Origin of the sequence: Pseudomonas fluorescens (assembly GCF_902498065.1) — a bacterium.
GTDB lineage: Bacteria > Pseudomonadota > Gammaproteobacteria > Pseudomonadales > Pseudomonadaceae > Aquipseudomonas > Aquipseudomonas fluorescens_BJ.
Genome location: NZ_CABVIR010000009.1, coordinates 160,314 through 186,541 on the forward strand (window position 1 = coordinate 160,314; position 26,228 = coordinate 186,541).

Genomic DNA, 26,228 nt, shown 5'->3' on the forward strand with positions numbered 1-26,228 from the left:
CTGTGAATACATGACCTGCGGGAGCGAGCCTGCTCGCGATAGCGGCCAATCAGGCGACGTCAATGTTGTGTGTGCCGACGCCATCGCCGGCAAGCCGGTCTCGCTCCCACACAGGATCGCGTTTCAGGTGCTCCATATTCGGGGTGGGACGGCTTCTCGGCCTAACAGCGCCGGCCGGAGCAATCGCCACAAATCAATCAACCAGCCTCGCGCCAACAGCGCCTCACTGGCCAGGCACCGGGCAACGATCAGCCCCGGCAACTGCGTCAAATCTCCACGCACGTCATTGTTCAACGAACGGCATTTCTCCAGCAGTTCACTGTCCACCTCGTCCGTCACCAGCAACGTCGCAAATACCGGTTGCCCGTCCAGGCCAATCGGCGAATCGAGCAAACCGTCATTCCCGACAATGCGCTGGCGTTCGTGCCAGAGCAACTGGCCGTCGCGACGGATATCCAGCTGCGCCTGAAAATGCCCGAGGTCAAAACGCTCGCCGCTGGCCGGGCGACCCAGTGCCACGACGTCCCAGTAGAACAGCCGCGCATCACCTTCCAGATCAATGGCGGTGCGCAGTTCAGCTTGCGCGGCGCTGAAGATAATTGTCTCTTGCGGCAACCATTCCAGGGTCGCGCCTGCGGCCACTTTCAGCTCCAGTGTCTGATAAGCCGGACCTGCGGCGCGATACCACTTGGCCGCGCCGGGGCTGGTAATTTGCGCCCACGCATCGCGGCCGACGCTGGCGCTGATGTCGAGCCGATCACCGCCGGCAATCCCGCCGGGCGGGTGGACGATGATGTGCTGGCACACCTCGGGGCCTTCGGCATACAGGTGCTTTTGCACCCGCAACGGTCCCTTGTGCCGGCGCTGAACCGGGCGCGTGGTGTCGCCGAATCGGGCATAGCCCAACTCCAGCTCGGCGTGCCAGCTCGGGGTAAACAGGACAGTGGCAAGAGGTAGGTTCATGGTTTCTAGTTATCGTTAGGACGCTACAGATTAGATCGTTACCAGACCGCGTACACCCTCGGCTTCCATATTTTCGCCGCGGCCCTGCTGCACGATCTCACCGCGGGACATCACCAGGTATTGATCGGCCAGTTCGGCAGCGAAATCGTAGAACTGCTCAACCAGCAGAATCGCCATGTCGCCGCGTGCTGCGAGTTTTTTGATCACCGCGCCGATCTCCTTGATCACTGAAGGCTGGATGCCTTCGGTCGGCTCATCGAGGATCAGCAGCCGAGGACGGCTGGCCAGCGCTCGGCCGATAGCCAACTGCTGCTGTTGGCCACCGGACAGATCACCGCCGCGCCGTTGCTTCATTTGCAGCAGCACCGGGAACAGCTCGTAGATGAACGCCGGGACTTCTTTCGCTTCGCTGCCCGGAAAACGCGACAGGCCCATCAGCAGGTTTTCCTCCACCGTCAACCGACCGAAAATCTCCCGGCCCTGAGGCACGTAAGCGATCCCGGCGTGCACCCGCTGGTGCGGTTTGAACGTGGTGATCGGTTTGCCTTCCCAGTTCACCGCGCCTTCTTTGGCCGGCAGCAATCCCATCAGGCATTTGAGTAGCGTGGTTTTGCCCACACCGTTGCGCCCGAGCAGGCAGGTGACTTCACCGACCTTCACGTCAAACGTCAGGCCGCGCAGGATGTGGCTACCGCCGTAGTACTGGTGCAGCTTGTCGACTTGTAGCATGTTCAAATTCCTTGTGGTTCACACCGAACCCTGTGGGAGCTGGCTTGCCAGCGATGAGGCCGGCACATCCGAAAATGATGTTGACTGACCCACCGCTATCGCTGGCAGGCCAGCTCCCACAGTGACCGTGTTGGCAGGTTCAGCGACCGAGGTACACCTCGATCACCCGCTCGTTTTCCTGCACCTGCTCCAGCGACCCTTCGGCCAGCACGCTGCCCTGGTGCAACACGGTGACGTGGTCGGCAATCGAGCCGACAAACCCCATGTCGTGTTCCACCACCATCAGCGAATGCTTGCCCGCCAGGCTTTTAAACAGCTCGGCGGTGAATTCGGTTTCAGCATCGGTCATGCCCGCCACGGGTTCGTCGAGCAGCAGCAATTGCGGGTCTTGCATCAACAACATGCCGATTTCCAGAAACTGCTTCTGACCGTGGGACAACAAGCCTGCCGTGCGATTGACCGAGGTGGTCAGGCGAATGGTTTCCAGCACTTCGCTGATGCGATCTTTCTGTTCGCCACTCAGGCGAGCCCGCAGGCTGGCCCACACCGACTTGTCGGTTTTCTGCGCCAGTTCGAGGTTTTCAAACACGCTCAGCGCTTCAAACACGGTCGGCTTCTGGAACTTGCGACCGATGCCGGCCTGGGCAATCTGCACTTCACTCATCTGCGTCAGATCGAGGGTTTCACCGAACCAGGCTTTGCCGTGACTGGGGCGAGTCTTGCCGGTGATCACGTCCATCAGCGTGGTCTTTCCCGCGCCGTTGGGGCCGATGATGCAGCGCAGTTCGCCGACGCCGATGTACAGGTTCAAATCGTTCAGTGCCTTGAAGCCATCGAAGCTGACGCTGATGTCTTCCAGGGTCAGGATGGTGCCGTGGCGAGTATCCAGGCCGGGGCCGACGCGTTGGCCGAGACCGATGGCGTCGCGGCTGCTGCCGGCGTCCTTGTTCGGCTGCGGTGGATAGAAGGCCGGCTCGAGCATGAATTCAGCCGTCGCAGTCACTCTCATTGGTCACCCCTTTTCTTCAGCAGGCCGATCACGCCTTTGGGCAGGTACAAGGTCACGACTATGAACAACGCGCCGAGGAAGAACAGCCAGTATTCCGGGAAGGCCACGGTGAACCAGCTCTTCATGCCGTTGACCACGCCGGCGCCAAGCAGCGGGCCGATCAGCGTGCCGCGACCGCCGAGCGCCACCCAGACGGCGGCTTCGATGGAGTTGGTCGGCGACATTTCACTCGGGTTGATGATGCCGACTTGCGGTACGTACAGCGCACCCGCCAGACCGCACAACACCGCACTCAAGACCCAGACAAACAGCTTGAAACCCCGTGGATCGTAGCCGCAGAACATCAAACGGTTTTCCGCATCGCGCAGGGCAGTCAACACCCGGCCAAACTTGCTCTGCGCCAGGCGCCAGCCGATGAACAGGCTCGCCACCAGCAACAGCACCGTGGCGAAAAACAGCACTGCACGCGTCCCCGGCTCGGTGATGCCAAAGCCAAGAATGGTGCGGAAATTGGTGAAGCCGTTGTTGCCGCCGAACCCGGTTTCGTTGCGGAAGAACAGCAGCATCCCGGCGAAGGTCAGGGCCTGGGTCATGATCGAGAAATACACGCCTTTGATCCGCGAGCGGAAGGCAAAGAACCCGAACACCAGCGCCAGCAGCCCCGGCGCCAATACCACCAGGCACATCGACCAGAGGAAGCTGCTGGTGCCGGTCCAGTACCAGGGCAGTTCGGTCCACGACAGGAAGGTCATGAACGCCGGCAAGGCATCGCCCGAAGCCTGGCGCATCAGGTACATGCCCATCGCATAACCGCCGAGGGCGAAGAACAGACCGTGGCCGAGGGACAACAGGCCGGCGTATCCCCAGACCAGATCGAGGGCGAGGGCGACGATGGCGTAGCAAAGAATCTTGCCCACCAATGTCAGCGTATAAGCCGAGACATGAAACGCGCTGTCCGGCGACAACAGCGACAGCAGCGGCAACGCCAGCAGCAGAACGAGGATCACCGCGCCGACGGCAATCGTGACTTTGGGGCCGGCCTTTTGCGTGGCCGTGAGCATCAGGGGCTGGTTCATCAGTCGATCACCCGTCCTTTCAGTGCGAAGAGCCCTTGCGGACGTTTCTGGATGAACAGAATGATCAGCGCGAGGATCAGGATCTTGCCGAGTACGGCGCCGATCTGCGGTTCGAGAATCTTGTTGGCGATACCCAGGCCGAAGGCGGCGAGCACGCTACCGGCCAGTTGACCAACCCCGCCGAGCACAACCACCAGGAACGAGTCGATGATGTAGCTCTGGCCGAGGTCCGGGCCGACGTTGCCGATCTGGCTCAGCGCCACACCGCCGAGACCGGCGATGCCGGAGCCGAGGCCAAAAGCAAGCATGTCGACGCGCCCGGTGGGCACGCCGCAGCAGGCCGCCATGTTGCGATTCTGAGTGACGGCGCGCACGTTCAAACCGAGGCGCGTCTTGTTCAGCAACAACCAGGTCAGCACCACCACAAACAAGGCGAAGGCAATGATGACGATGCGGTTGTACGGCAGCACCAGATTCGGCAGCACCTGAATTCCGCCGGACAACCACGCCGGGTTGGCCACTTCAACGTTCTGCGCGCCGAACACCAATCGCACCAGCTGAATCAGCATCAGGCTGATGCCCCAGGTGGCGAGCAGGGTCTCCAAAGGGCGGCCGTAGAGGTGACGAATCACCGTGCGCTCCAGGGCCATGCCGATCGCGGCCGTGACGAAAAACGCCACCGGCAACGCGATCAGCGGATAGAACTCGATGGCTTGCGGGGCGAAGCGCTGGAACATCAGTTGCACCACGTACGTCGAGTAGGCGCCGAGCATCAACATCTCGCCGTGGGCCATGTTGATCACGCCGAGCAGGCCGAAGGTGATCGCCAGACCGAGCGCCGCGAGCAGCAGGATCGAGCCCAGCGACATGCCGCTGAAGGCCTGGCCGAGCATTTCGCCAATCAGCAGTTTGCGTTTGACTTGGGCCAGGCTGGTTTCGGCAGCCGTGCGCACATGGGTGTCGGCTTCGACACCCGGTTCCAGCAGACTCTCCAGACGAGTGCGGGCCAGTGGATCGCCGGTTTCGCCGAGCAGACGCACGGCAGCGAGGCGCACGGCCGGATCGCCGTCCACCAGTTGCAGGTTGGCCAGCGCCAGGCTGAGCGCGGCGTGAACGCTTTCGTCTTGTTCGCCGGCCAGTTGCTGGTCGAGGAATTTCAGCTGCGCAGGCTTGGCGCTTTTCTGCAATTGCTGCGCGGCGCCCAGACGGATTTTGGCGTCGGCGGCGAGCAGTTGATGACTGGCCAGTGCGGTGTCGATCAGACCCCGCAGGCGATTGTTCAGGCGCAAGGTTTTCGGTTGACCGTCGACCGTCAACTCGCCTTGTTGCAGGGCGTTGATCAGCTCGACACGGGCCGGATCGGGCTGCGCGGCCCAGGCTTCCAGAAGCTTGGCTTGCTGCACGGGATTGGCGGCGACGAAGTCTTCGGCGTCGCCTGCGAAAGTGCTCATCGGCAGTAATAGCGCGATGGCAAAGATGAATCGGTAAAAGGCAGTGGGCATATAAAGTCGCCTTGCTCGGACATTGTGGGAGCTGGCTTGCCAGCGATGCAGGCGACTCGGAGTCTCTGATGTACCGAGGCGATGCCATCGCTGGCAAGCCAGCTCCCACAGAATTTGTGTCGGGCACGAACGATGTATTCGGCCCGACATCCAGGTGGCTTAGTTGCTCTTCACCGCATAATCCGGCTTCTTGTCGTTACCCGAGATGAACGGGCTCCACGGCTGGGCGCGGATCGGCCCTTCGGTCTGCCATACCACGTTGAACTGACCGTCCGCCTGGATCTCGCCGATCATCACCGGCTTGTGCAGGTGGTGGTTGGTCTTGTCCATGGTCAGGGTGTACCCGGACGGCGCGGCAAAGGTCTGGCCGGCGAGGGCTTCGCGGACTTTGTCGACGTCGGTGGACTTGGCTTTCTCCGCCGCTTGCGCCCACATGTGAATGCCGACGTAGGTGGCTTCCATCGGGTCGTTGGTCACCGCTTTGTCGGCGCCCGGCAGATTGTGTTTCTTCGCGTAGGCTTTCCAGTCGGCGACGAATTTCTTGTTCGTCGGGTTCTCTACCGACTCGAAGTAATTCCACGCCGCGAGGTTGCCCACCAGCGGTTTGGTGTCGATGCCACGCAGTTCTTCTTCACCGACCGAGAACGCCACCACCGGAACGTCGGTGGCTTTCAGGCCCTGGTTGGCCAGCTCTTTATAGAACGGCACGTTGGAGTCGCCGTTGACGGTGGAGATGACCGCAGTCTTGCCACCGGCCGAGAATTTTTTGATGTTAGCCACGATGGTTTGATAGTCGCTGTGGCCAAACGGGGTGTAGACCTCTTCGATGTCCTTGTCGGCCACGCCTTTGGAGTGCAGGAACGAACGCAGGATCTTGTTGGTGGTGCGCGGGTAGACGTAGTCGGTGCCGAGCAGGAAGTAACGCTTGGCGCTGCCGCCTTCTTCGCTCATCAGGTATTCCACTGCCGGGATCGCCTGCTGGTTCGGCGCCGCACCGGTGTAGAACACGTTCGGCGACATCTCTTCGCCTTCGTATTGCACCGGGTAGAACAGCAGGCCGTTGAGCTCTTCGAACACTGGCAGCACCGATTTGCGCGACACGGAAGTCCAGCAACCGAACACCACGGCGACCTTGTCCTGGGTCAGCAGCTGACGGCCCTTTTCCGCGAACAGCGGCCAGTTCGAGGCCGGGTCGACCACTACCGGTTCGAGCATCTTGCCGTTCACGCCGCCCTTGGCGTTGATCTCGTCGATGGTCATCAACGCCATGTCCTTGAGGGACGTTTCGGAGATCGCCATGGTGCCGGACAACGAATGCAGAATACCGACCTTGATGGTCTCGGCGGCCTGGACGGTCCAGGTCAAGCCCATCGCGGCAATGCTTGCCGTGAGTGTAAAAGCCTTGATCAAACTGCGACGCTTCATTGTGCGATCTCCATGAACTTATGAATTTTCTTGGTTGGCAGATGCGGACTACTGAAGGCTGTTTTGCAAGGGCTGTGCCCAGTCGGAAAAAGGCAGGGAAATGTCGTATTAGAGCGGTCGCGCGGTTGGGGTGGCGCACCATGAAGGATCGCGTCCGGCGCGTTGGTGCGGAGGGGTGCGCCACATTGGGGCGCAGGTCTTGCGGGCAACACAGATCAACGGTGGGAGCGGGCTTGCTCGCGAAGAGGGCGTGTCAGTCGCCATTTATGCTGTCTGACACACCCTCTTCGCGAGCAAGCCCGCTCCCACAGTTTTGATCTGTGTGTCAGCGGCGGCGCATGAGGCCGATGAAGAACAAGCCACCGATGGCAGCGGTGGCGACGCCGATGGGCAGGTCTTCGGGAGCAATGAGCGTGCGCGCGGCGACATCGACCCAGACCAGGAAGATGCTGCCGAGCAACACGCACACCGGCAGCAATCGCCGATGTTCAGCCCCCACCAATCGGCGTGCGATGTGCGGCACCATCAATCCGACAAACCCGATGGACCCGCTGATCGACACCAGCACCCCCGTCATCAGCGACGCAATCAAAAACACTCGCAGGCGTACGCTACGGGCGTTGAGCCCCAGCGTGACGGCCGTCTGTTCGCCGGCCATCAACGCATTCAACGGTCGCGCCATGCCCAGCAACAAAACCAGCCCCAGCAACACGCTCGCCCCCGGTACCGCGAGCAATTCCCAGCGCGCCAGGCCGAGCCCGCCAAGCATCCAGAACATCACCGCAGAGCTGGCGCGGTGATCGCCGAGAAACAGCAGAAGATTGGCGATTGCCATCATCACGAACGACACCGCCACGCCGCACAGCAGCAGCCGGTCACTGTCCAGCCGACCGTTGCGGTTGGCGATCACCAGCACGATCAGCATGCTCAGCAACGCGCCGATAAAGGCAGCGATGGGCAAGGTCAGCAGGCCGACGATTTCACCGACATGCAGCACCACGATCACTGCGCCAAGCGTCGCGCCGGAGGTCACCCCGAGCAAATGCGGATCGGCCAGTGGATTGCGCGTCACCGCTTGCAGCACCGCGCCGATCAACGCCAAGCCAGCGCCCACCAGCGCGCCGAGCAACATGCGCGGCACGCGGATCAACCACACGATGTGTTCCTGCCCGGCCGTCCAGCTCACCTCGCCAAAACCGAACACCTTGTGCAGCAAAATTTGCCAGACCACGTCCACCGGCACCCGCGCCGGGCCGAAGCCCAGCGACACCACGCACGACACCAGCAGCAATGCGCCGAGAGCGATCAGCAACAGAGCGTAGCGACGATTGATCATTCGCCGTGGAGACCTTTGGCCAGGGTTTCAACCGCCAGCACGTTGTCGATGCCCGGCGTGGCCTGCACATAGGGAATGACGATGAAGCGCTGGTTCTTGATCGCGTCCACCGATTGCAGCGCCTTGTTAGCGAGCAGAAATTGCACCTTCTGCTCGGCGGTGACTTCACCGTAATCGACGATCACGATCACCTGCGGATTGCGCTCGACCACGTTTTCCCAATTCACCCGGGTCCAGCTCGCCTCGACGTCATCCAGGATGTTGCGCCCACCCGCCGCGTCGATCAGCGCTTGCGGCATGCCCAGGCGACCCGAGGTCATGGCGCGGTCTTCGCCACTGTCATAGAGGAACACTCGTGGTTTGTTGGCCGGCAGATCCTTGCGTACCTCGGCAACCTGCGCCTGCATGTCGGCGATCAGGGCATTGGCGCGATCCTGCACGTCGAAGATTTTGCCGAGGTTACGCAGGTCGTTATAGGTGTCTTCCAGGCTGGCCGGCGGACGCTGCATGACGAAGGCGCAGGACTCGGTCAGCTCGTAGACGTTGATGCCCAGCGGCTGCAACGTTTGCGGGGTGAGATCACCGCCGACGCGCATCCCGTAATCCCAGCCGGCAAAGAAGAAATCGACGTTGGCGTTGAGCAGGGTTTCCACTGAGGGGTATTTGGCCGCCAACTCGGGCAGGCCGTCGAGGAGGCTCTGCATCTGGGGCGTGACCGACTTCCAGCCGCTGACACCGCTGTAGCCGGCCATGCTCGGTTTGAGGCCGAGGGCGAGCATCATCTGCGTCATGTTGATGTCGTGGCTGACCGCGTGTTTGGGCGCCTGCGCGAAGGTCACTTCGCGGTTGCAGCTCTGGATCGTCAGCGGGTACTTCGTCGCTTCGGCAAACGCCTGGGCGCTGCCCAGCATCAGAGCAACGCACAGCAGGGAACGCAAAGTCATGGTTGGGTTATCCAGGTGATTCGTGGGTAGCCGTGCATGGGGTGTTCATCGATCAGCGCTTCGACGCCGAACACATCACGCAGCAGCGGGGCGGTGAGGACTTGTTTCGGTGTGCCGCTGGCGACGATGCGGCCGTGATTGAGCACATACAGCCGGTCACAGAAAGCGGCGGCGAGATTGAGGTCATGGATGCTCGCCAGGGTGCCGATCTGCAGGTGTTTGACCAGCTGCAACAGCTCCAGCTGATAGCGCGGGTCGAGGTGATTGGTCGGCTCGTCGAGGATCAGCAATTGCGGTTGCTGGGCGAGGGCGCGGGCGAGGATCACGCGTTGTTTTTCGCCGCCGGAGAGGGTGGCGAAAGCGTGGTCTTCGAAACCGTTGAGGCCGACGGATTCCAATGCTTGCGTCGCGAGGTTTCGGTCTTCGAGGGTGTCGCTATCAAACAAACCTTTGTGCGGGGTGCGGCCCATGGCGACCACTTCGTCGACGGTCAGGCCGAAGGCGTCGGGGAATTCCTGCAACACTACGGCGATACGTTGCGCGCACCAGCGTGAGGATTGTTTCCAGACATTGTGGTGGTCGAGCCGGACCTCACCGTTTTCCGGTTTGCTGAAGCGGTAGGCACAGCGCAGCAGGCTGGTCTTGCCGCTGCCGTTGGGACCGATCAACCCGACAAACTCACCAGAGGCCACGTGCAACGAGGCATCACGCAGCTTGAACTGGTGATGACAGTGGCCGTGGCCCAAGGGGGTCCAGGCGAGGTTGGTGAGGTTCAGCGAGGTCATGCGTTAACTCTGAAATATTGGGTGATGCTGATGGCCTCATCGCGAGCAGGCTCGCTCCCACATTGGAATGCGATCAAATGTGGGAGCGAGACCAGCTTGCCGGCGATAGGGGCGACACGGTTTAAAACTGGTAATCAGCGGTGACGAAAAACGATCGCGGCTCCCCGAGAATCCACTGCTGGCCCTCATTGTATTGGCTTTGCGCATACTGGCGGTCAAACAGATTGTTCAGTTGCAACCCCAGCGTTGTATTACGCAACGCTTTCCATGACAACGTGGCATCGACCACGGTGTAACCCGGCAGCTCGTTCCGGTTGGCCATGTCAGCATAACGCGCATCGACATAACGCACGCCAGCGCCTGCCTTCAGGTCGTCGCCGAGTGCTTTGCTCAGCCACAGATTCGCCGTGCGCCGAGGCACGTCCACCGGGCAATTGCCGTTGCGCGACACGGGTATGCCACCGACCACTTCTTCGAAATCGTCGTACTTCGCTTTGACGATGGCCGCGTTGGCCTGCAGTTGCCAGGCGTGTGGCAGTTGCAGATCAAGGCTGGCTTCGAGGCCATTGGACGATTGTTGGCCGACCTGTTGTTTGAGCGTCGGGTTGCCCGGATCGTCGGTCAGCAGTTTCTTTTTGACGATGCGATAAGCCGCCAGCGTCCACTCGCCACGCTGATCCCAGAACATCTGCTTCACGCCGATTTCAGTTTGCTTCGCGGTGGCCAGGTCGTATTGCTGCTGGCCCGGGTTCAGGGAAATGAGGCCGCCAACACCGTCGGTGCTGGTGGCGTACTGGCCGTAGAACGAGGTGTCCGGCGTCACGGCAAACACCAGCCCGGCCTTCCAGTTGTTGCCGGTCAGGGTCTTGTCGCTCTGGCTGCCATCGACCTGATTGTCGTAATCAACGTGCACGTAATCGCGGCGCACACCGGTCACCAACGACCAGCGCTCACTCAGCTGCGTGCGGTTTTCAGCGAACGCCGACATTTGTCTGGTGGTGCTCTGGAACTGGTCACGATACGGATCGGCGCTTTCGAATCGACTCGATTGCGGGTGATGCAGGTCGACCGACTGACCGCCCGGCAGCACGTCATTGAACGGCGAGTTGCTGGCGAGCTGGAAGCGGATGCGGTTGTAATCGACACCGGTCACGGTCTGGCTGTCGAGGCCGAACAGCGAGTGTTGGAAGGTGAACGTCTGACGATCGCCGACCTGTTCCTGCTGGTGGCCGATGCCGAAATAGCCGCTGCGGCTGAGCTGCTGTGCGCCACGGTCGAAGTTGTAGTTCTCGGCGTTCTGCCAGCGGCGTTGGGCCTTGAGGTAATACAGCTCGTTGCTCGAACTGACGTTCTCGGAGATCCGCCAGTCGCTGGTCAGGCGCGTCCATTGATCGTTGTAGTGCTGCTTGTCGTTGCTGATGTTGTAGTTCTTGTCGCGCAGACCTTCGTGGAAGCGGCCATTGATCAGCGGCGTGCCAAAGTCGTTCATCGGCTTCTGATCGCCGTAATCGTGGGCGAGAGTGAATGCCAGATCGTCCGTGGCCTGCCAACGCAGGGCGGCGCTGATGAAGTCGCTGGAGGAATCGCCGCGGTCGACCCAACCGTTGCTGCGCAGGCGATTGAGGTTAAAGCGGTAACTCAGGGTGTCGCTCAGAGAGCCGCCGCTGTCCAGGGCCTGTTGCTGAGTGTCGTAGGAGCCGTAACCGAGACGCACGTGGTTTTCGATCTCGCCTTCGAACGGCTTCTTCGGAATCACATTGACCACCGCGCCCGTCGCGCCTTCGCCGTACAACACCGAGGCCGGGCCGCGCAGCACATCGACACGCTCCACCGACCAGGTATCGACCGGGAAGGTCACAGTGCCCATGCCGGTGTACATCCGGTTGCCGTCATACAACTGCATCACCGAGTTCTGTCCGGTAAAGCCTCGTGCGGTCAATGAGGTTCCGCCGTCGCCCGGTGTGCCGGTGCGGCTGATCCCGGTGCTGCGAGACGCCGCGTCCTGCACGCTGCGGTCACCCCGCGCGCGGATCTGTTCGCCGGTCAGGCTTTCCACACTGGCGGGTGTTTGCAGGGCCGTGAGGTTCAGGCGCGAACCGGCGGTGGTCGGGGTGTTGAGGTTGACGGTTTCGTCGTCAACGGCCGGTGCGGTGATGGTGCCGGCGGGCAGCGTCAACGATTGCGCCTGGGCGCTGTTGTTCAGGGCGAGCAGGCAGAGGCCGGACAAGAGGTACTTGTTCATCGGGATGGTGACACTTCTTCAAAAGAAAACCCGCAGCCATGGCTGCGGGTTGGGCGGTGCATTTGCGTTATACAGTAACACTAAAAATGACCGTGCGATAAGCGCCCGAAGTCTACAGATCCCTCTAAAACGCGCATCTCGCCTGCTTCATGATGAAGATGAGACCGATTCAGTTTGTCGGGTGAATCGCGACAACAGCACGCGATCCAACAGCCAGACCACCACCAACGAAGCCCCCACCAGCGGAAACACCACTGCCAGCACCAGCATGATTGCCACGCCGGTTTTCCATTTCGGCAGGTCATGGCGCAGCGGAGGAACACCGAACTTGCCTTGTGGCCGACGTTTCCACCAGATCACCACGCCGCTGACGGCACTGAGCAGAATCATCAGGCAGATCAGCAGCACGATGATCTGGTTGAACACACCGAACATCTTGCCTTCGTGCAACATCACACCGGTTTCCGTGGCGCGGGCCACTGCGCCGTAATGTTCCCAACGCACATCGGCGAGGACGTTGCCGGTGTACTGATCGACATGCAGCGTGGCGTCATTGCGCGGGTCGTCGGCGAACACGGCGATGGTAAACACGCCGGTGGCCGTGGTCGGGAAAGTAATGCTGTAACCCGGTTCAACCTTGCGTTGCACGGCGATGTTCTGCACGTCTTGCAGGCTGATGGTCGGTGCGGCGGGACCGGCTTGCGCGCTGCCGTGGGCCATGTGTTCGGCGTGGTCGCCGGACATCGGCATCGGCGTGTTTTCCATCGCCCACGGCACGGTCTGGCGCGTGGCGGTGTTGAGGCTGCGGGCCTCGACGTCAGACTTGGGCATGTCATTCCACATGGCATCCGGGAACACGTTCCAGACCCCGGCGTATTGCTTGCCCCAGAACCCGGTCCAGGTCATGCCGCTAAGCAGCATCACCAGCAGAAACGCGGCGCCCCAGAACCCGGTGACGGCATGCAGGTCGCGCCACAGCACGCGACCGCGACTGCTCAAACGCGGCCACAAGATGCCGGCGGCCTGGCCTCGCGGCCACCACAGGAACACCCCGGAAACCACCAGCACAATGCCCCAGCCAGCGGCGAGTTCGACCAGTCGATCACCGACCGTGCCGATCATCAATTCACCGTGGATCGCACGGGCAACGGCTTGCAGATTCTTCTTCGCATCTTGCTCGCCGAGGATGTCACCGTGATACGGATCGACAAAAACATTCAACTCATTGCCGCCATTGAGTACGACAAACTGCGCGCTGCGTTCGGCGTTGATCGGTGGCAGGTACTGCTTGATCGTTGCTTGTGGATACGCGTCTTTCACCCGCTTGAGCAGGTCGTCGGCCGGGACGCTGTGATGACCGGCCGGGACGTTCATCAGGCTGCCGTACATCAACGGATCGAGTTGCGGCTTGAACAGGTAAATGACGCCGGTCACCGCCAGCATCACCATGAATGGCGCGACGAACAGACCGGCATAGAAATGCCAGCGCCAGGCCAGGTTGTAAAAATTCGGTTTGGGCTGTTTCATCGGTTGCGCTCCGCTTGGCTTGGTTCTTTTGTTGTTGTCTGGTGACTGCTGCGCAGTCATTCGCGAGCAGGCTCGCTCCCACAGGTTCAACACTTTCCATGTGGGAGCGGGCTTGCCCGCAATGCTCTTAGAAACTCATGTCCACCTTGGTCCAGAGCGTGCGCCCCGGTTCTTTGATGGCCTGCGGGTCATTGGCCGGGTAACCAAAACCGGCGTTGCCGGCCAGGTTCAAATGCTCGGCGTAAGCCTTGCCGAACAGGTTGTCGACGCCGCTGCTGACCTTCCAGTTCTGGTTGATCCGATAGGCACCGTTGAGCGAGAACACACCGAATCCCGAGGACTTGTCGAAGTCCTTGCCGACCACGTTGCCCTTGTTCTGATCAATGCGGTTTTGCGCGGCGACCACCCGCCACAAGGCACCGGCGCTCCAGTTGTCTTCGCTGTAGGTCAGGCCGAATCGCGCGTCCAGCGGCGGCATTTGCGGCAATGCCTTGCCGTCGCTGCTGTTCTTGCCCCAGGCGTAGGCCAGGGTTGCGTCGGCCTTCCAGTTCGACGTCAGCTTGTAAGCCGCCCCGAGTTCACCGCCCATGATCCGCGCGTCGATGTTCTCGGCTTGCGAGGTCGTGCCCATCATTCCCGGCGTGTAGTTGAACAGGATGTAATCACGCACCTGTCCGACGTAACCCGAGGCCCAGGCTTCGAGGTCTTCGGTCTTGTATTGCAGGCCGAAGTCGAGCTGGGTGGTTTTTTCGGGCTTGATCGAATCGAAGGCGTTCACCGAGCCGGCGGGGCCGGAGTTAGGCGAAAACAGCTCCCAGTAATCCGGGAAACGCTGGGCGTGACCGAGACCGGCGTACAGCGTGGTCGGGCTGTCGGCGAGGTCGTGCTCGTAGCGGACGAAGCCGCTGGGCAAGGTGTCGGCGCGGGTGTCGTCGGCGGTCGGGTTGCGCCGGGTCATCATCCCCGAGCCAGTGGTCTGGCGAAAATCCTTGGCCGAAGCGCGGTCCAGTCGCGCGCCGGTGATCAAGCGATCACGGTCGGCGGCGTACCAGGTCAGTTCGCTGAACACGCCGTAGTTGTGGAAATCGGCGTCCTTGTCGCGCGGCAGATCCTTGTAGGTGTCGATGCCCATGGCGCTGCGCTTGCGGTGTTCGTTGGTCTGCGCGTCGATGCCGCTGATCAATTGCACATCGGCCCAGCGCCAGGTGGCTTTGATCCGTGCGCCGAGGGTTCGGCGATCGACACTGGAGGCCATCGGGCCGGCCATCATCCCGGTGCCGGACGGCGTGCGCAGGGTGTAGTTGTCCATCACGTGGTCGGCGTAGTTGTAGTAGATCTGTGCTTCGACCTTGTCCAGTACGTCGCCAATGTTGGACTTCTCGAAGCGCAGGCCGAGGCTTTCGCGCTTGAATTGCGAGCCGTCCATGCCGCGTCCGGCGTAACGGGCTTCGCCATCGCCCTTGCCGGCGGTCAGCTCCAGCAGGGTATCGGCGTCCGGGGTCCAGCCGACGGCTACGTCGCCGTTCCACTTGTCATAGCGTGATGCCACGGTGTCGTTGTTGCCGTCGCGGTAGTCGTCGGAATGCGCGGTGTTGCCGATCACTCGAACGTAACCCAACGGGCCGCCGGCTGCAGCGTCCACCACTTTGTCGAAGCGGCCGTTGGAACCGGCCAATATGCTGGCATTCACTCGGGTACCGAGTTCGCCGAAGCTTTCCGGTTCACGGTCGAACAGGATGGTCCCGGCCGAAGCGCCCGGCCCCCACAGCACGGTTTGCGGGCCTTTGATGACGGTGAGTTTGTCGTAGGTTTCCGGCGAGATGTAGGAGGTTGGCGCGTCCATCCGGCCGGGGCAGGCGCCGAGCATCTGGCCACCGTTGGTGAGGATGTTCAGCCGCGAGCCGAACATGCCGCGCAGCACCGGATCACCGTTGGTGCCGCCGTTGCGTACCAGGGCGAAGCCGGGGATGGTCTTCAAGTAGTCACCACCGTCGCTGGCCGGCACCGGTTGGCGCGGGTCCTTTGGGTTGGTGACGATGGTCAGCGGCGAACTCGGCGCGATGGCGGTGATTACCGTCGGGCTCAGTTCTTCGTTGTGGCCGGCGTGATCATCGGCCAGCACCATCGGTGTCAGCAGGACGCCGCAAAGTACGGCGGTCGCGTGCCTGAAACGAACGCGCGTTTCGTTCAGGGCAAAAGAAGCTTGGGCGGCGCTCAAGCGTGTGTCAGCAGAAAACCTGGACATGACAATTTCCATCGAACAGTCGTAAACGACACGGCCGGCAGCCTGCGTAATCCCTGTGGAAGCGAGCCTGCTCGCGATGGGGGTGGGTCAGCCAACATCAATGTTGAATGACCCAGCGCTTTCGCGAGCAAGCCCGCTCCCACAGGTTGCTTGGCTGTCTTCTAACCGTGTGAGATTGGGGGGGTGTTTACGCGACGATGGGCGGTGCGCGAGTGCGGGCGCCGGGGAAGAAAGTTTGTCGGGCGTGGCCCAGGCGGGTGGAGGGCGTGCTGAAGGTGCTGGTTTTGGGTGCGTCGAAGGCAACGAAAGACTGGCCGCCCGTCAACGCCGGGCAGTTGAACAGCAGGCTGCAATAGCCGCATTTTTCCCAGATGGCGTGATGGGAGGTTTTGGGCGGGCAGTGCTCGGCGGCGGGCGCTGCGTCGTGCTCGCCGTGCGCCATCGCTGACATGTCCATGCTCATGTCCATCGACATGTTCATGGACATTGAAGAGGCGCGCTGATCCATCGGCATCGACTGAGAAATCAGCGGGCCGATGAAGATCATCAACATGGCGAACAGGCTGATCCAGCTGCCGCGGGTCAGGCTCAAGGGCTGACGACGGGGAGCGGATGACCTGGCGCTAAGCGGGCGCATGGGCGTATTCAGTTTTGGCGATTACGGGGTGTGCGCGTGCACTTGCGCGCCGTCCGGCGCTTTTTTCTGCACCGTGACCTCGACGGTCACATCACCGGATTTCTCGAAATGCATCGTCAGCGGGAACCGCTTGCCGTCGCTCAGCAGGCTGCGGTCTTTCAGTTCCAGCAGCATCACGTGATACGCCATCGGGGCAAACGTGACGCCGCCGCCAGCCGGGATTTCAACGGTCGGCACCTGCTGCATTTTCATCAGATCGTTCTGCATCACGTGTTCGTGCAACTGGGCGACGCCTGCGATCGGCGAGTCGACGCTGAGCAGTTTGTCTGCGGTCTTACCGTGGTTTTGAATCACAAAGTAGGCAGCAACGGTCGGCGCATTCGGTGGCAATTCCTGCGACCACGGGTGCGCGATTTCCAATTCTCCAGCCTTGTATTCATGGGCATTGGCAAAGCAGGCAGGCAGCAGCAGCGCAGCCAGAACGATGAGTTTGTTCAACATGGCAGTTCTCCAGAACGATTCAAAACGCAGGTCAATTGCGAGAAGGAATCACACCAGAGGGGATGCGCGGGGGTTGAGATTCGGCCATTGCTGGCGCGGAGTGGGGGTGTCGGGAGTGGCGGCGGGCAGGTTTCGATGGGACTCGAAACGCGCGAAATACAACTGCGGCACATGCCCGGGCAACGCCATCAGTGGCGCAGATCCGGAGCAGCACCAGCAATGCTGCATGCTGGAATGATCGTCGTTCTGCGGGGTTTTCTGTTCAAGCGTCCCCAGAGAAATCGCCACCATCTTCGTGCCGGTGGACGAACAGAAACTGCCCCACAACACCTGTTCGGCCGGCGATTTCGCCGTCTGCGCCATCGCTCCGGTCATCGGCATGGCGAGCATGTTGAACAGCACTGCGAAGCAGGCTATCCAGGCAATTGCGAGCCGTTGTCGGGACATGGGACAGATCCGGTTGGGTGGGAGATCAAGCGCGGCTATTTAGCCTGATCAGTGCCGATAAGTAAAAACGTGGCCTGCGGTTTGGTGTCGCAGCGTATTTCAAATGAGTGTAGCGGCTCCGATTCAAAATGCCGGGAGGCGTTGTGGCTCGCCACAAATACTTAGGCGTCCGTCAGTGCGGCCAGGACTTCACTCACCGACCCGAACTCCCGATCCACCCTCGCCAACATCGGCCGCTTCAACACCAGCACCGGCATCCCCCGTTCCCGCGCCACGTCCAGTTTCGGCTCGGTGGCGGTGCTGCCGCTGTTCTTGCTGATCAGCACATCAATCTGCCGCCGTTCAAACAGCTCACGTTCATCGTCGATCAGAAACGGCCCGCGGGCGCCGATCACTTCGCAGCGCTCGTTGCCGGGATAAACATCCAGTGCGCGCAACGTCCAGAATTGCTCCGGCGGGATTTCATGCAGGTGTTGCAAGGGTTCTCGGCCGAGGGTGAACAGCGGTCGGCGGAACGGTTTGAGGGCTTCGATCAACTCGGCCCAGTCGCTGACTTCGCGCCAGTCATCTCCGGCTTGCGGTTGCCAGGCCGGACGCCTGAGTGCCCAGCAGGGAATGCCGGCCCGTCGCGCGGCAGTCGCGGCGTTCTGGCTGATTTGTGCCGCGTACGGATGCGTCGCGTCCAGCAGCAGGTCAATCCCTTCGTCGCGGATGAACTGCGCCAGCCCCTCAGCACCGCCATAGCCGCCGACGCGCACCTGGCAATTCAGATCAGTCGGCACTCGACCGACGCCGGCCAGGCTATAGATGTGCTCCGGTCCAAGCGTACGGGCGATCGCCAGTGCTTCCGTCACGCCACCGAGCAGCAAGATGCGTTTCATTGAAAAACTCCCGCATGGCCGACGATCCCGCCCTGGCGATCGATGGCAAACACTTCAACCTGTACCTGCGCCGGCACCACGCTGCGCGCAAACGCCAGCGCGTGTCCGCACACCGCATCGCCAAGCGCAATGCCGGCCGCGCTGGCCATCGCCAACGCTTGCTGACTGGTGTTGGCGTCGCGGATCGCTTGCTGCAACGCTTGATCCGCGCCGACCGCCGCCGCCCATTCGGCCAGTTGCGGCAGGTCGATGCTCGAATGCCGACTGTGCAGATCCATGTGCCCGGCCGCCAGTTTGCTGATCTTGCCGAAACCGCCACAAATGCTGAGTTTATCCACAGGCACTTTGCGCACGTGCTTGAGCACGGCGCCGACGAAATCGCCCATTTCGATCAGGGCGATTTCAGGCAAGTCGTAGACGCGGCGCATGGTGTCTTCGCTGGCGTTGCCGGTGCATGCGGCGATGTGCAGGTAACCGTTGGTTTTCGCCACGTCGATGCCCTGATGGATCGAGGCAATGTAAGCCGCGCAGGAAAACGGCCGGACGATACCGCTGGTGCCCAGGATCGACAATCCACCGAGAATGCCCAGCCGCGGGTTCATGGTTTTCAAGGCCAGCGCCTCACCGCCCTCGACGTTCACCGTGACCTCGAAGCCGCCGTGATAGCCGTATTCCTCTGCGAGCAGGGTCAAATGGTCGGTGATCATTTTGCGCGGGACCGGGTTGATCGCCGGTTCGCCGACACCCAACACCAACCCTGGTCGGGTGACCGTTCCCACCCCCCGACCGGCACTGAAACGAATGCCCGGTTCGGCGTTCAATCGCACTTGGGAAAACAGCAGTGCGCCGTGGGTCACGTCCGGATCGTCGCCGGCATCCTTGATCGTGCCGGCTTCGGCGCCGTCATCCAGGAGTCGACAGAACTCCAGACGCATCTGCACCTTCTTGCCTTTGGGCAGGACGATGTCCACCGCGTCCGCGCGCTCGCCGCCGAGCAGCAAGCGAGCGGCTGCCAGGCTGGTGGCGGTGGCGCAACTGCCGGTGGTCAGGCCGCTGCGCAGCGGTGCGGGTTGTTCGGCGGTTTCGTCACGCATCGAAAGATTTGACCACGTCCAGCAGGGTAATCGGCAAGGCCTGGCGCCAGGTATCAAAGTCGCCCAGCGGTTGCGCCTGGGCAATATGAATACGCGTTAGCTCGCCGCCGTGTTGCTCGCGCCAGGCCATCAGGGTCATTTCACTTTGCAGCGTGACCGCGTTGGCAATCAGTCGGCCACCGGGTTTGAGCCGGGCCCAGCAGGTGTCCAGTACGCCTTCGCGGGTGACGCCTCCACCGATGAAAATCGCGTCCGGGCGTTCCAGTCCGGCGAGCGCTTGCGGTGCACCGCCGCGAACCAGTTGCAGGCCGGGTACGCCGAGCGCGTCGCGGTTGTGCTCGATCAACAGTTGCCGACCTTCATCGGCCTCGATCGCCAGCGCCCGACAACTTGGATGGGCGCGCATCCACTCGATGCCGATCGAGCCGCTGCCGGCGCCGACGTCCCATAACAGTTCACCGGGAACCGGGGCCAGGCGCGCAAGAGTGATTGCGCGCACATCACGCTTGGTCAATTGACCGTCGTGCCTGAAGGCTGAATCCGGCAGACCGGCCAGTCGCGAAAGGCGTGGCGTATCGGGTTCAGCGATGCACTCGATGGCGATCAGATTGAGGTCGGCGATCGCCGGATCGGCCCAGTCGTTGGCGACCGCGTCGATGCGTCGCTCGGCCTCGCCGCCCACATGTTCCAGCACGCTCAGGCGGCTCGGGCCGAATCCACGCTCGCGCAACAGCGCCGCTATTGCGGAGGGACTCTGCCCATCGTTGCTGAGCACCAGCAAGCGAACACCGCTGAACAACTGTGCGTTAAGCGCCGTGACCGGGCGCGCGACCACCGACAGCGTGACCACCTCCTGCAACGGCCAGCCCATTCGCGCAGCGGCCAGCGAGCAGGAAGAGGGCGCCGGCAGAATCAGCATTTCATCGCTGGGCAGTTGTCGGGCGAGGGTGGCTCCGACCCCGAAGAACATCGGATCACCGCTGGCCAGCACGCACACCGGCTCACCCCGCAAGGCCAACACCGGGTCGACGGAGAATGGACTCGGCCACAGTTGGCGTTCGCCGCGAATGCACGGCGGCAGCAGGTCCAGTTGCCGCTGACTGCCGAAGATCTTCGACGCAGCCAGCAACGCATGCCGGGCATTCCTGCCCAAACCCTTGAAGCCGTCTTCACCAATGCCTGTCACGGTCAGCCAGCGTGCCATGTGTAATCTCTATTGATCTGCATAAAGCGGCACATGATACGCGTCGGCAGTGAATGCGAGTAATAGAATGTTTTAAGTTGGTTTGCTTAGTCTGTGGTTGGCGACAGGGAAGTTATATAGCCTGAATCTTCTTTGGCGACTCTTATAATGCTTAAAAAGGAATTGACTATGCTTATTGATAAGTCTGGGAGCTTGGACTTGACGGCTTATTGTGATGTTTTCAATCGGGACTTTGCACCACGGCAAACACGCTTGTCCCGACGTTATGCCTCGCCGGGTCAGCAAGGCGCCGCCGGGGCGCTATTGGGTGGCAACCTGGTCAGCACGGCCAGGGGCGTGTCGCGCCAGGACCGGCGCGACGTCAACTCCAGCGTGCGCTATGCGCAGTGGTATGCGAGTCAGGAACGCAATCGCGAAACAGATCCTCAAGGCTGGTTTTCCCTGTTTGCCGTGGTGTTATGGGATCTGGGCTGGGAAATTGACGAGCGCCGGGTTGTCGAGAACAGTTACAGTAACTTCGCAGGCAAAGTCAGTCAGGTTTATTTGAACAGCATTGCCGCTGTTAATAGCCAGATGGCGATAGTTACAAAAGACATGTTTGAATCCCTATTGGCTAATTCGTCGGCGCTTTGGTCATTGGCCACCGAAAGTCGGCGCGGCCGGGAGTTTTCCATTGCGCCCGCTGAATACGACAAGCAAGGGAAGTTGTCACTGGACCTGAATGATTATTCGCTTCGAGCGCTGGCACAGCGGGAAGATTTTCTGTTTTGGGACTGGAAGGAAGGCAACGTGACGCTCACGCATCGAGCCGCTCCTTTCACCCTGAACAGAGCCCGCTTCGAAGAAATCCGCCCGCGGTTGAGCGACCGTCTCGACCGAATCGCGGACGCCATATTCGAGTTTTATTCAGAGCGGCTGTGAGGGGGCCGTCTGATGGATTCAAGGTCGGAGCATTTGCGACACGCGGTCTTATGATGCCGCGCGGCAAAGCAGGCATAATACCGCTCGCCTTCGACGGGGGGCGCTCCCACTACAGATCCGGTCATCCCTTTGAACGAACTCCCTATGTCCCGCGCTTTACGCCCCTCGGCCTGTCCGGGGCTGCTGCGTATCGTCCAGGCCAGAGATGGCGGTATCTGCCGGATAAAACTCGCCGGCGGCACCCTCAGTTCCGAGCAGGCCAACGCCATTGCCGAGGGCGCGCAGCGTTATGCCGGCTCGGTGATCGAGGCCACTAACCGGGCCAACCTGCAGATTCGTGGCATCAAACATGAGCAGGCCGCGTTGATCGAAAGTCTGCTCGCCGCGGGCCTTGGCCCTTCGCATGCGGCGGGCGACGATGTGCGTAATCTGATGGTGAGCCCGAGCGCAGGCATCGACCGGCAGATGCTGTTCGACACGCGAGAATTGGCCGGACAGATTCTCGCCACCCTGCAAGGGCAAGAGCGCTTTCACACTCTCAGCGCCAAATTCGCCGTGCAACTGGATGGCGGCGAACGTCTGGCGATGCTCGAACACCCCCATGATCTGTGGTTGTCCGCAGTCGAGCGAGAGGGCGAGCGCTGGCTGGCATTCGGTCTGGCGGGATGTCCCATCGATCAACCGGCCGGTCGTGTCCCACTGGAAGACGGCCACGCGCTGGTGGTCGCCGTGCTTGAGCTTTTCCTGGAGCTGGCGGGGCCTGAACACACGCGAATGCGTCATTTGCTGGTCGACGTCCCTCCTGCCGAATTTTTCGTTCGCCTCGCTGAGCGGCTACCCTTCGAACCCGTTGGCGCCTGGCAACGTTCAGTCAATGACGAGGTTCTACACATTGGCGCCCATCCGCAGGCGCAAGCCGGGTATGTCTATGTCGGCGCCGTACCGCCGCTGGGACGTCTAGATAGCGCCATGCTTCGGGGCGCCGCTCGTCTGGCGCAGGAATACGGCGATGCAACGCTGCGGTTCACGCCATGGCAAAGCCTGTTGTTGCCGAACATCCGCCGCGACAACGCCGATGAAGTCATCCGTCGCCTGCACGAGTTGGGCCTGATAGGCGACGCCGATCAGCCCTTGTCGCGATTGATCGCCTGCACCGGTTCCACTGGTTGCGGCAAAGGCCTGGCCGACACCAAGGGCGACGCCCTGCAACTGGCCGCGCTACTGCAGCGTCATGGCCGGGTGCTGAATGTGCATCTGAGCGGTTGCCCGCGTTCCTGTGCCGCTGCGCATGTCACACCGGTCACTTTATTGGCCGTCACCCCCGGTCATTACGACCTTTATTTTCGCGAAGCAGGGCAGCCGGGTTTCGGCGCCCTGCACGCACGCAACCTTACTATTGAAGCGGTCGCAGCCTTGCTCGACGCCCGCCCACGGAGCCCCCTTGATGCTTGATTACATCCGCGACGGTCAGGAGATCTATCGCAACTCCTTCGCGATCATTCGTGCCGAAGCCAACCTCGAGCGAATCCCGGCCGATCTGGAAAAACTCGCGGTGCGGGTAATACACGCCTGCGGCATGGTCGATGCGATTGATGGCCTGCAGTTTTCCGACGGCGCGGGTAAAGCCGGGCGCGATGCGTTAGCCGCCGGTGCGCCGATCCTGTGTGATGCGCGGATGGTGTCCGAAGGCGTGACCCGCACACGCTTGCCGGCAAACAACGAAGTGATCTGCACCCTGCGCGATGAAAGCGTTCCGGAGCTGGCCCGTGAATTGGGCAACACCCGGTCCGCCGCCGCGCTGGAACTGTGGCGCCCGCACCTGGAGGGCAGCGTAGTGGTGATCGGCAACGCGCCGACCGCACTGTTCTATTTATTGGAAATGCTCGACGCCGGCGCGCCGAAACCGGCGCTGATTCTCGGCTTCCCGGTGGGCTTTGTCGGCGCCGCCGAATCCAAGGCAGCGCTCGCGGCTGACAGCCGTGGCGTGCCGTTTGTCATCATGCAAGGCCGGCTGGGCGGTAGCGCCATGGCCGCCGCCGCCGTCAATGCCCTCGCCACGGAGATCGAATGATGCAGCAACCTGGACGTTTGATCGGCCTCGGCGTCGGACCTGGTGATCCGGAGCTGATTACCGTCAAGGCCCTGCGCCTGCTGCGCGAATCGCCGGTGGTGGCGTACTTCGTCGCCAAGGGCAAAAAGGGCAACGCCTTCGGCATCATCGAAGCGCATTTGCAGGACGCACAAACCCTGCTGCCGCTGGTGTATCCGGTGACCACCGAAGCCTTGCCGGCACCGCTGTCCTATGAACAAGTGATCAGCGATTTCTACGATGCGGCCGGCGAAGAACTAGCAGCTCATCTTGATGCCGGACGTGACGTTGCAGTGATCTGCGAAGGTGATCCGTTCTTCTACGGCTCCTACATGTACCTGCACGATCGCCTGGCGGAACGTTATGAGGCCGAAGTCGTGCCGGGTGTCTGTTCGATGCTCGGCGGTGCTTCGGTACTGGGCGCGCCGTTGGTGTATCGCAATCAGAGCCTGTCGGTGCTGTCCGGCGTGTTGCCGCCTGACGATCTCAAGCGCCGTCTTGCCGATGCGGACGCGGCGGTGATCATGAAGCTGGGGCGTAACTTCCCCAAAGTCCGTCAGGTGCTGGAAGAACTCGGGTTGGCCGAACGTGCGCTGTACGTCGAACGCGCGACCATGGCCAATCAGAAGATCGTGCCGCTGGATCAGGTCGAGCCGATGTCCTCGCCGTACTTCTCGCTGATCATCGTTCCGGGTGAAAGGTGGCAAGGCTGATGACTCGTCCAGTTCCGGCGATTGTCATTCTTGGCAATGGCAGCCTCGCGACCGCGCGCACAATTCAGCAGGTTTACCCGGGCGCCTTGATCCACGGTCTGGCCGAGCGGGTCGAGGGCGCGGACCGTGTCTATCACGAGTTCGGCGCCACCTTGCGCGAGCTCTATCAACAGAACACACCGATCATTGCCCTGTGCGCCGCTGGCATCGTGATTCGCACCCTGGCGCCGTTGCTCCTGGAAAAAGGCGCCGAGCCGCCGGTGCTGGCCGTTGCTGAAGACGGCAGCGCGGTGGTGCCGCTGCTGGGTGGCCTGGGCGGCGTGAACGTCATGGCGCGAGAAATGGCGGCTGCGCTGGACGTGGCGGCGGCGATCACCACCAGCGGTGAATTGCGCTTCGGCACCTGCCTGCTCAACCCACCCAGCGGTTATGCCCTGGGCGATCTGGAACTGGGCAAGCGCTTCGTTTCCGATTTGCTGGCCGGTGAAACGGTGCGAATCGAAGGCTCGGCCCCTTGGTTGGCGCAGGCGCAGTTGCCCGAAGACCCACAGGCGCGGCTGGCCGTTCACGTCGGTCATGCCGAGCGTACGCCAGCGGCCAACGAGCTGTTGATCTATCCGCGAAACGTATTGGTGGCCGTCAGTAACGGCGTGGCCGATCTGCCAAGTGCGGTTCGCAAGGCGTTGCATCAGGCAAAAATCGCCGTGCAATCGGTGGCTTGTCTGCTGGCCGCCGATAGCGAGATATCGAGTGCGGCGCTGCGTGAAGCGGCGCTTGAGCTGGGTGTGCCGCTGCGGTTTGGCAACGATGTCGGCGCCGTCAGTGAGCTGGCGCGCAACGCCCTCGGTCAGTCCGTGAAGATCTTCAGCGATGACAGCCTTGCAATCGCGGTGGCCGAACAACCTCTGGACCCATTGTCGATTGGCCGTCCTCGCGGTCGCCTGGCGGTGATCGGTCTTGGTCCTGGTGCTGCCGAACTGATGGTGCCGGCGGTCAAGGCCGAACTGGCGCGCGCCAACGATGTGCTCGGTTACGAAACCTATGTGCGCATGGCCGGCCCGTTCCGTGCTGATCAAGTCATGCATTGCACCGACAACCGCGAAGAGATGCAGCGCGCGCGTCACGCGTTCGAACTGGCGGCGCAAGGGCGTTCGGTGGTGGTGGTTTCTTCCGGTGATCCGGGAGTGTTCGCCATGGCGGCTGCGGTGCTGGAAGCACTTCACGAGTCCAGCGAGGCTGCGTGGCACAACGTCGATCTGGAGATTCTGCCGGGGGTTTCTGCGTCTCTGGCGACCGCTGCTCAGGCGGGTGCGCCGCTGGGGCATGACTTCTGTGTGCTGTCGCTGTCGGACAACCTCAAGCCTTGGGAGATCATTGAGAAGCGTCTGGACCTTGCATCACAGGCTGACCTCGCCCTGGCGTTCTACAACCCGATTTCACGGTCCCGGCCGTGGCAATTGGGCCGGGCACTGGAGATCGTCGCGCGATATCGCACACCGCAGACGCCGGTGGTTTTGGGTCGAGATATCGGTCGCCCAGGACAAACGCTGCGAGTGACGACACTCGGCCAGTTGACTCCGGATCAGGTGGATATGCGCACCATGGTCCTGGTGGGTTCGTCTACGACCTGCGTGTTTTCGCGTGTGGGTGGCGGTGACTGGGTGTATACGCCGCGTTGGTACGCAGAGAAGCCTGCCACCTGACGCGGTGCGCTTCGCTCAAAAAAGCCACGGCCGAGTTGTTACTCGATTTGCCGTGGCTTTTTCTTTGCCGTGCCGTAAAAAACATTCGCTAGAGGATGTAGGTTAATTCCTGCATGAGCGGGGAGAATTTACTTTCGAGCGCTCTTGGTGAGTCGGACTGATTACCTGTTCGTGTAAGTTAAATTTTGTTTTTTATTTTATTCGTGCAGGAGTGTGCGGGTCTGTTGGGTTTTTCTGTTTTCTTTAAGTGTTATT

At 61.5% G+C, this 26,228-nt stretch carries 23 protein-coding genes; 5 read left to right on the plus strand and 18 right to left on the minus strand.

What is annotated here, in order from left to right; all coding sequences use genetic code 11:
• Positions 1-123: 123 nt before the first annotated feature.
• The 18 genes from F8N43_RS26000 to cbiE form a co-directional block, all read right to left on the minus strand.
• The gene (locus tag F8N43_RS26000; protein ID WP_150654548.1) at positions 124-963 is read right to left on the minus strand and encodes an urease accessory protein UreD; all 840 of its coding nucleotides are present in this window, start codon (positions 961-963) and stop codon (positions 124-126) included.
• A 30-nt stretch (positions 964-993) separates the two neighbouring features.
• The gene (urtE, locus tag F8N43_RS26005; RefSeq protein ID WP_008031204.1) at positions 994-1,692 is read right to left on the minus strand and encodes an urea ABC transporter ATP-binding subunit UrtE; all 699 of its coding nucleotides are present in this window, start codon (positions 1,690-1,692) and stop codon (positions 994-996) included.
• A gap of 139 nt (positions 1,693-1,831) precedes the next feature.
• Positions 1,832-2,701 (minus strand): urea ABC transporter ATP-binding protein UrtD, encoded by an 870-nt coding sequence (gene urtD, locus F8N43_RS26010; RefSeq protein WP_150654549.1) that lies wholly within the window; start codon positions 2,699-2,701, stop codon positions 1,832-1,834.
• Positions 2,698-3,777, minus strand: coding sequence for an urea ABC transporter permease subunit UrtC (gene urtC / locus F8N43_RS26015; protein WP_150633389.1), 1,080 nt, complete (start codon positions 3,775-3,777; stop codon positions 2,698-2,700). The genes urtD and urtC overlap by 4 nt, the downstream gene beginning before the upstream one ends.
• Positions 3,777-5,279 carry an urea ABC transporter permease subunit UrtB gene (gene urtB, locus F8N43_RS26020; RefSeq protein WP_150633388.1) on the minus strand — a complete coding sequence of 501 codons (1,503 nt, stop codon included), beginning with the start codon at positions 5,277-5,279 and terminating at the stop codon, positions 3,777-3,779. Before urtB ends, urtC begins: the two co-directional genes overlap by 1 nt.
• A 159-nt stretch (positions 5,280-5,438) precedes the next feature.
• Entirely contained in the window at positions 5,439-6,704 is a 1,266-nt protein-coding gene (gene urtA, locus F8N43_RS26025) for an urea ABC transporter substrate-binding protein (RefSeq protein ID WP_150654550.1), read from the minus strand.
• A 325-nt stretch (positions 6,705-7,029) separates the two neighbouring features.
• Positions 7,030-8,040 (minus strand): FecCD family ABC transporter permease, encoded by a 1,011-nt coding sequence (locus F8N43_RS26035; RefSeq protein WP_150633386.1) that lies wholly within the window; start codon positions 8,038-8,040, stop codon positions 7,030-7,032.
• The gene (locus tag F8N43_RS26040) at positions 8,037-8,984 is read right to left on the minus strand and encodes an ABC transporter substrate-binding protein (RefSeq protein ID WP_150639630.1); all 948 of its coding nucleotides are present in this window, start codon (positions 8,982-8,984) and stop codon (positions 8,037-8,039) included. Before F8N43_RS26040 ends, F8N43_RS26035 begins: the two co-directional genes overlap by 4 nt.
• On the minus strand, positions 8,981-9,769 hold the full coding sequence (locus tag F8N43_RS26045) for an ABC transporter ATP-binding protein (RefSeq protein WP_150654551.1): 789 nt from the start codon (positions 9,767-9,769) through the stop codon (positions 8,981-8,983). Before F8N43_RS26045 ends, F8N43_RS26040 begins: the two co-directional genes overlap by 4 nt.
• Positions 9,770-9,890: 121 nt before the next feature.
• Entirely contained in the window at positions 9,891-12,011 is a 2,121-nt protein-coding gene (locus tag F8N43_RS26050; RefSeq protein WP_150654552.1) for a TonB-dependent receptor, read from the minus strand.
• A 147-nt stretch (positions 12,012-12,158) separates the two neighbouring features.
• A complete protein-coding gene (locus F8N43_RS26055) occupies positions 12,159-13,538 on the minus strand; it encodes a PepSY-associated TM helix domain-containing protein (protein ID WP_150633382.1) in 1,380 nt (459 codons plus the stop codon).
• A gap of 127 nt (positions 13,539-13,665) precedes the next feature.
• Positions 13,666-15,783: a TonB-dependent copper receptor gene (locus F8N43_RS26060; protein ID WP_150654553.1), complete on the minus strand. Its 2,118-nt coding sequence runs from the start codon at positions 15,781-15,783 to the stop codon at positions 13,666-13,668.
• Positions 15,784-15,970: 187 nt separating this feature from the next.
• Entirely contained in the window at positions 15,971-16,420 is a 450-nt protein-coding gene (locus F8N43_RS26065; RefSeq protein WP_150633380.1) for a DUF2946 domain-containing protein, read from the minus strand.
• 21 nt (positions 16,421-16,441) lie between these two features.
• Positions 16,442-16,921, minus strand: a complete 480-nt coding sequence (locus tag F8N43_RS26070) for a copper chaperone PCu(A)C (protein WP_150633379.1) — start codon at positions 16,919-16,921, stop codon at positions 16,442-16,444.
• Positions 16,922-16,969: 48 nt separating this feature from the next.
• A complete protein-coding gene (locus F8N43_RS26075) occupies positions 16,970-17,368 on the minus strand; it encodes a DUF2946 domain-containing protein (RefSeq protein WP_150633378.1) in 399 nt (132 codons plus the stop codon).
• A gap of 161 nt (positions 17,369-17,529) precedes the next feature.
• Positions 17,530-18,249 carry a cobalt-precorrin-6A reductase gene (locus F8N43_RS26080; protein WP_150654554.1) on the minus strand — a complete coding sequence of 240 codons (720 nt, stop codon included), beginning with the start codon at positions 18,247-18,249 and terminating at the stop codon, positions 17,530-17,532.
• Positions 18,246-19,343: a cobalt-precorrin-5B (C(1))-methyltransferase gene (locus tag F8N43_RS26085; protein WP_150633376.1), complete on the minus strand. Its 1,098-nt coding sequence runs from the start codon at positions 19,341-19,343 to the stop codon at positions 18,246-18,248. The genes F8N43_RS26080 and F8N43_RS26085 overlap by 4 nt, the downstream gene beginning before the upstream one ends.
• Positions 19,336-20,547 carry a precorrin-6y C5,15-methyltransferase (decarboxylating) subunit CbiE gene (gene cbiE, locus F8N43_RS26090; protein ID WP_150654555.1) on the minus strand — a complete coding sequence of 404 codons (1,212 nt, stop codon included), beginning with the start codon at positions 20,545-20,547 and terminating at the stop codon, positions 19,336-19,338. The genes F8N43_RS26085 and cbiE overlap by 8 nt, the downstream gene beginning before the upstream one ends.
• A 168-nt stretch (positions 20,548-20,715) precedes the next feature.
• Between cbiE and F8N43_RS26095 the strand changes: the two genes are divergently transcribed.
• The 5 genes from F8N43_RS26095 to cobJ all read left to right on the plus strand — a co-directional run bounded on the left by F8N43_RS26095 (position 20,716) and on the right by cobJ (position 25,973).
• Positions 20,716-21,468 carry a hypothetical protein gene (locus F8N43_RS26095; RefSeq protein ID WP_150654556.1) on the plus strand — a complete coding sequence of 251 codons (753 nt, stop codon included), beginning with the start codon at positions 20,716-20,718 and terminating at the stop codon, positions 21,466-21,468.
• 144 nt (positions 21,469-21,612) lie between these two features.
• Positions 21,613-22,920, plus strand: a complete 1,308-nt coding sequence (cobG, locus tag F8N43_RS26100) for a precorrin-3B synthase (protein ID WP_150654557.1) — start codon at positions 21,613-21,615, stop codon at positions 22,918-22,920.
• The gene (locus tag F8N43_RS26105; protein ID WP_017336331.1) at positions 22,913-23,539 is read left to right on the plus strand and encodes a precorrin-8X methylmutase; all 627 of its coding nucleotides are present in this window, start codon (positions 22,913-22,915) and stop codon (positions 23,537-23,539) included. Before cobG ends, F8N43_RS26105 begins: the two co-directional genes overlap by 8 nt.
• Complete coding sequence (locus F8N43_RS26110; protein ID WP_150654585.1) at positions 23,539-24,270, plus strand: precorrin-2 C(20)-methyltransferase; 732 nt, start codon at positions 23,539-23,541, stop codon at positions 24,268-24,270. Before F8N43_RS26105 ends, F8N43_RS26110 begins: the two co-directional genes overlap by 1 nt.
• Positions 24,270-25,973, plus strand: a complete 1,704-nt coding sequence (gene cobJ / locus F8N43_RS26115; RefSeq protein ID WP_150654558.1) for a precorrin-3B C(17)-methyltransferase — start codon at positions 24,270-24,272, stop codon at positions 25,971-25,973. Before F8N43_RS26110 ends, cobJ begins: the two co-directional genes overlap by 1 nt.
• Positions 25,974-26,228: the final 255 nt, after the last annotated feature.

Coding starts and splice junctions, on each gene's coding strand:
- F8N43_RS26000 (WP_150654548.1), bottom strand. CDS start 963: ATGAACCTACCTCTTGCCACTGTCCTGTTTACCCCGAGCTGGCACGCC.
- urtE (WP_008031204.1), bottom strand. CDS start 1,692: ATGCTACAAGTCGACAAGCTGCACCAGTACTACGGCGGTAGCCACATC.
- urtD (WP_150654549.1), bottom strand. CDS start 2,701: ATGAGAGTGACTGCGACGGCTGAATTCATGCTCGAGCCGGCCTTCTAT.
- urtC (WP_150633389.1), bottom strand. CDS start 3,777: ATGAACCAGCCCCTGATGCTCACGGCCACGCAAAAGGCCGGCCCCAAA.
- urtB (WP_150633388.1), bottom strand. CDS start 5,279: ATGCCCACTGCCTTTTACCGATTCATCTTTGCCATCGCGCTATTACTG.
- urtA (WP_150654550.1), bottom strand. CDS start 6,704: ATGAAGCGTCGCAGTTTGATCAAGGCTTTTACACTCACGGCAAGCATT.
- F8N43_RS26035 (WP_150633386.1), bottom strand. CDS start 8,040: ATGATCAATCGTCGCTACGCTCTGTTGCTGATCGCTCTCGGCGCATTG.
- F8N43_RS26040 (WP_150639630.1), bottom strand. CDS start 8,984: ATGACTTTGCGTTCCCTGCTGTGCGTTGCTCTGATGCTGGGCAGCGCC.
- F8N43_RS26045 (WP_150654551.1), bottom strand. CDS start 9,769: ATGACCTCGCTGAACCTCACCAACCTCGCCTGGACCCCCTTGGGCCAC.
- F8N43_RS26050 (WP_150654552.1), bottom strand. CDS start 12,011: ATGAACAAGTACCTCTTGTCCGGCCTCTGCCTGCTCGCCCTGAACAAC.
- F8N43_RS26055 (WP_150633382.1), bottom strand. CDS start 13,538: ATGAAACAGCCCAAACCGAATTTTTACAACCTGGCCTGGCGCTGGCAT.
- F8N43_RS26060 (WP_150654553.1), bottom strand. CDS start 15,783: ATGTCCAGGTTTTCTGCTGACACACGCTTGAGCGCCGCCCAAGCTTCT.
- F8N43_RS26065 (WP_150633380.1), bottom strand. CDS start 16,420: ATGCGCCCGCTTAGCGCCAGGTCATCCGCTCCCCGTCGTCAGCCCTTG.
- F8N43_RS26070 (WP_150633379.1), bottom strand. CDS start 16,921: ATGTTGAACAAACTCATCGTTCTGGCTGCGCTGCTGCTGCCTGCCTGC.
- F8N43_RS26075 (WP_150633378.1), bottom strand. CDS start 17,368: ATGTCCCGACAACGGCTCGCAATTGCCTGGATAGCCTGCTTCGCAGTG.
- F8N43_RS26080 (WP_150654554.1), bottom strand. CDS start 18,249: ATGAAACGCATCTTGCTGCTCGGTGGCGTGACGGAAGCACTGGCGATC.
- F8N43_RS26085 (WP_150633376.1), bottom strand. CDS start 19,343: ATGCGTGACGAAACCGCCGAACAACCCGCACCGCTGCGCAGCGGCCTG.
- cbiE (WP_150654555.1), bottom strand. CDS start 20,547: ATGGCACGCTGGCTGACCGTGACAGGCATTGGTGAAGACGGCTTCAAG.
- F8N43_RS26095 (WP_150654556.1), top strand. CDS start 20,716: ATGCTTATTGATAAGTCTGGGAGCTTGGACTTGACGGCTTATTGTGAT.
- cobG (WP_150654557.1), top strand. CDS start 21,613: ATGTCCCGCGCTTTACGCCCCTCGGCCTGTCCGGGGCTGCTGCGTATC.
- F8N43_RS26105 (WP_017336331.1), top strand. CDS start 22,913: ATGCTTGATTACATCCGCGACGGTCAGGAGATCTATCGCAACTCCTTC.
- F8N43_RS26110 (WP_150654585.1), top strand. CDS start 23,539: ATGCAGCAACCTGGACGTTTGATCGGCCTCGGCGTCGGACCTGGTGAT.
- cobJ (WP_150654558.1), top strand. CDS start 24,270: ATGACTCGTCCAGTTCCGGCGATTGTCATTCTTGGCAATGGCAGCCTC.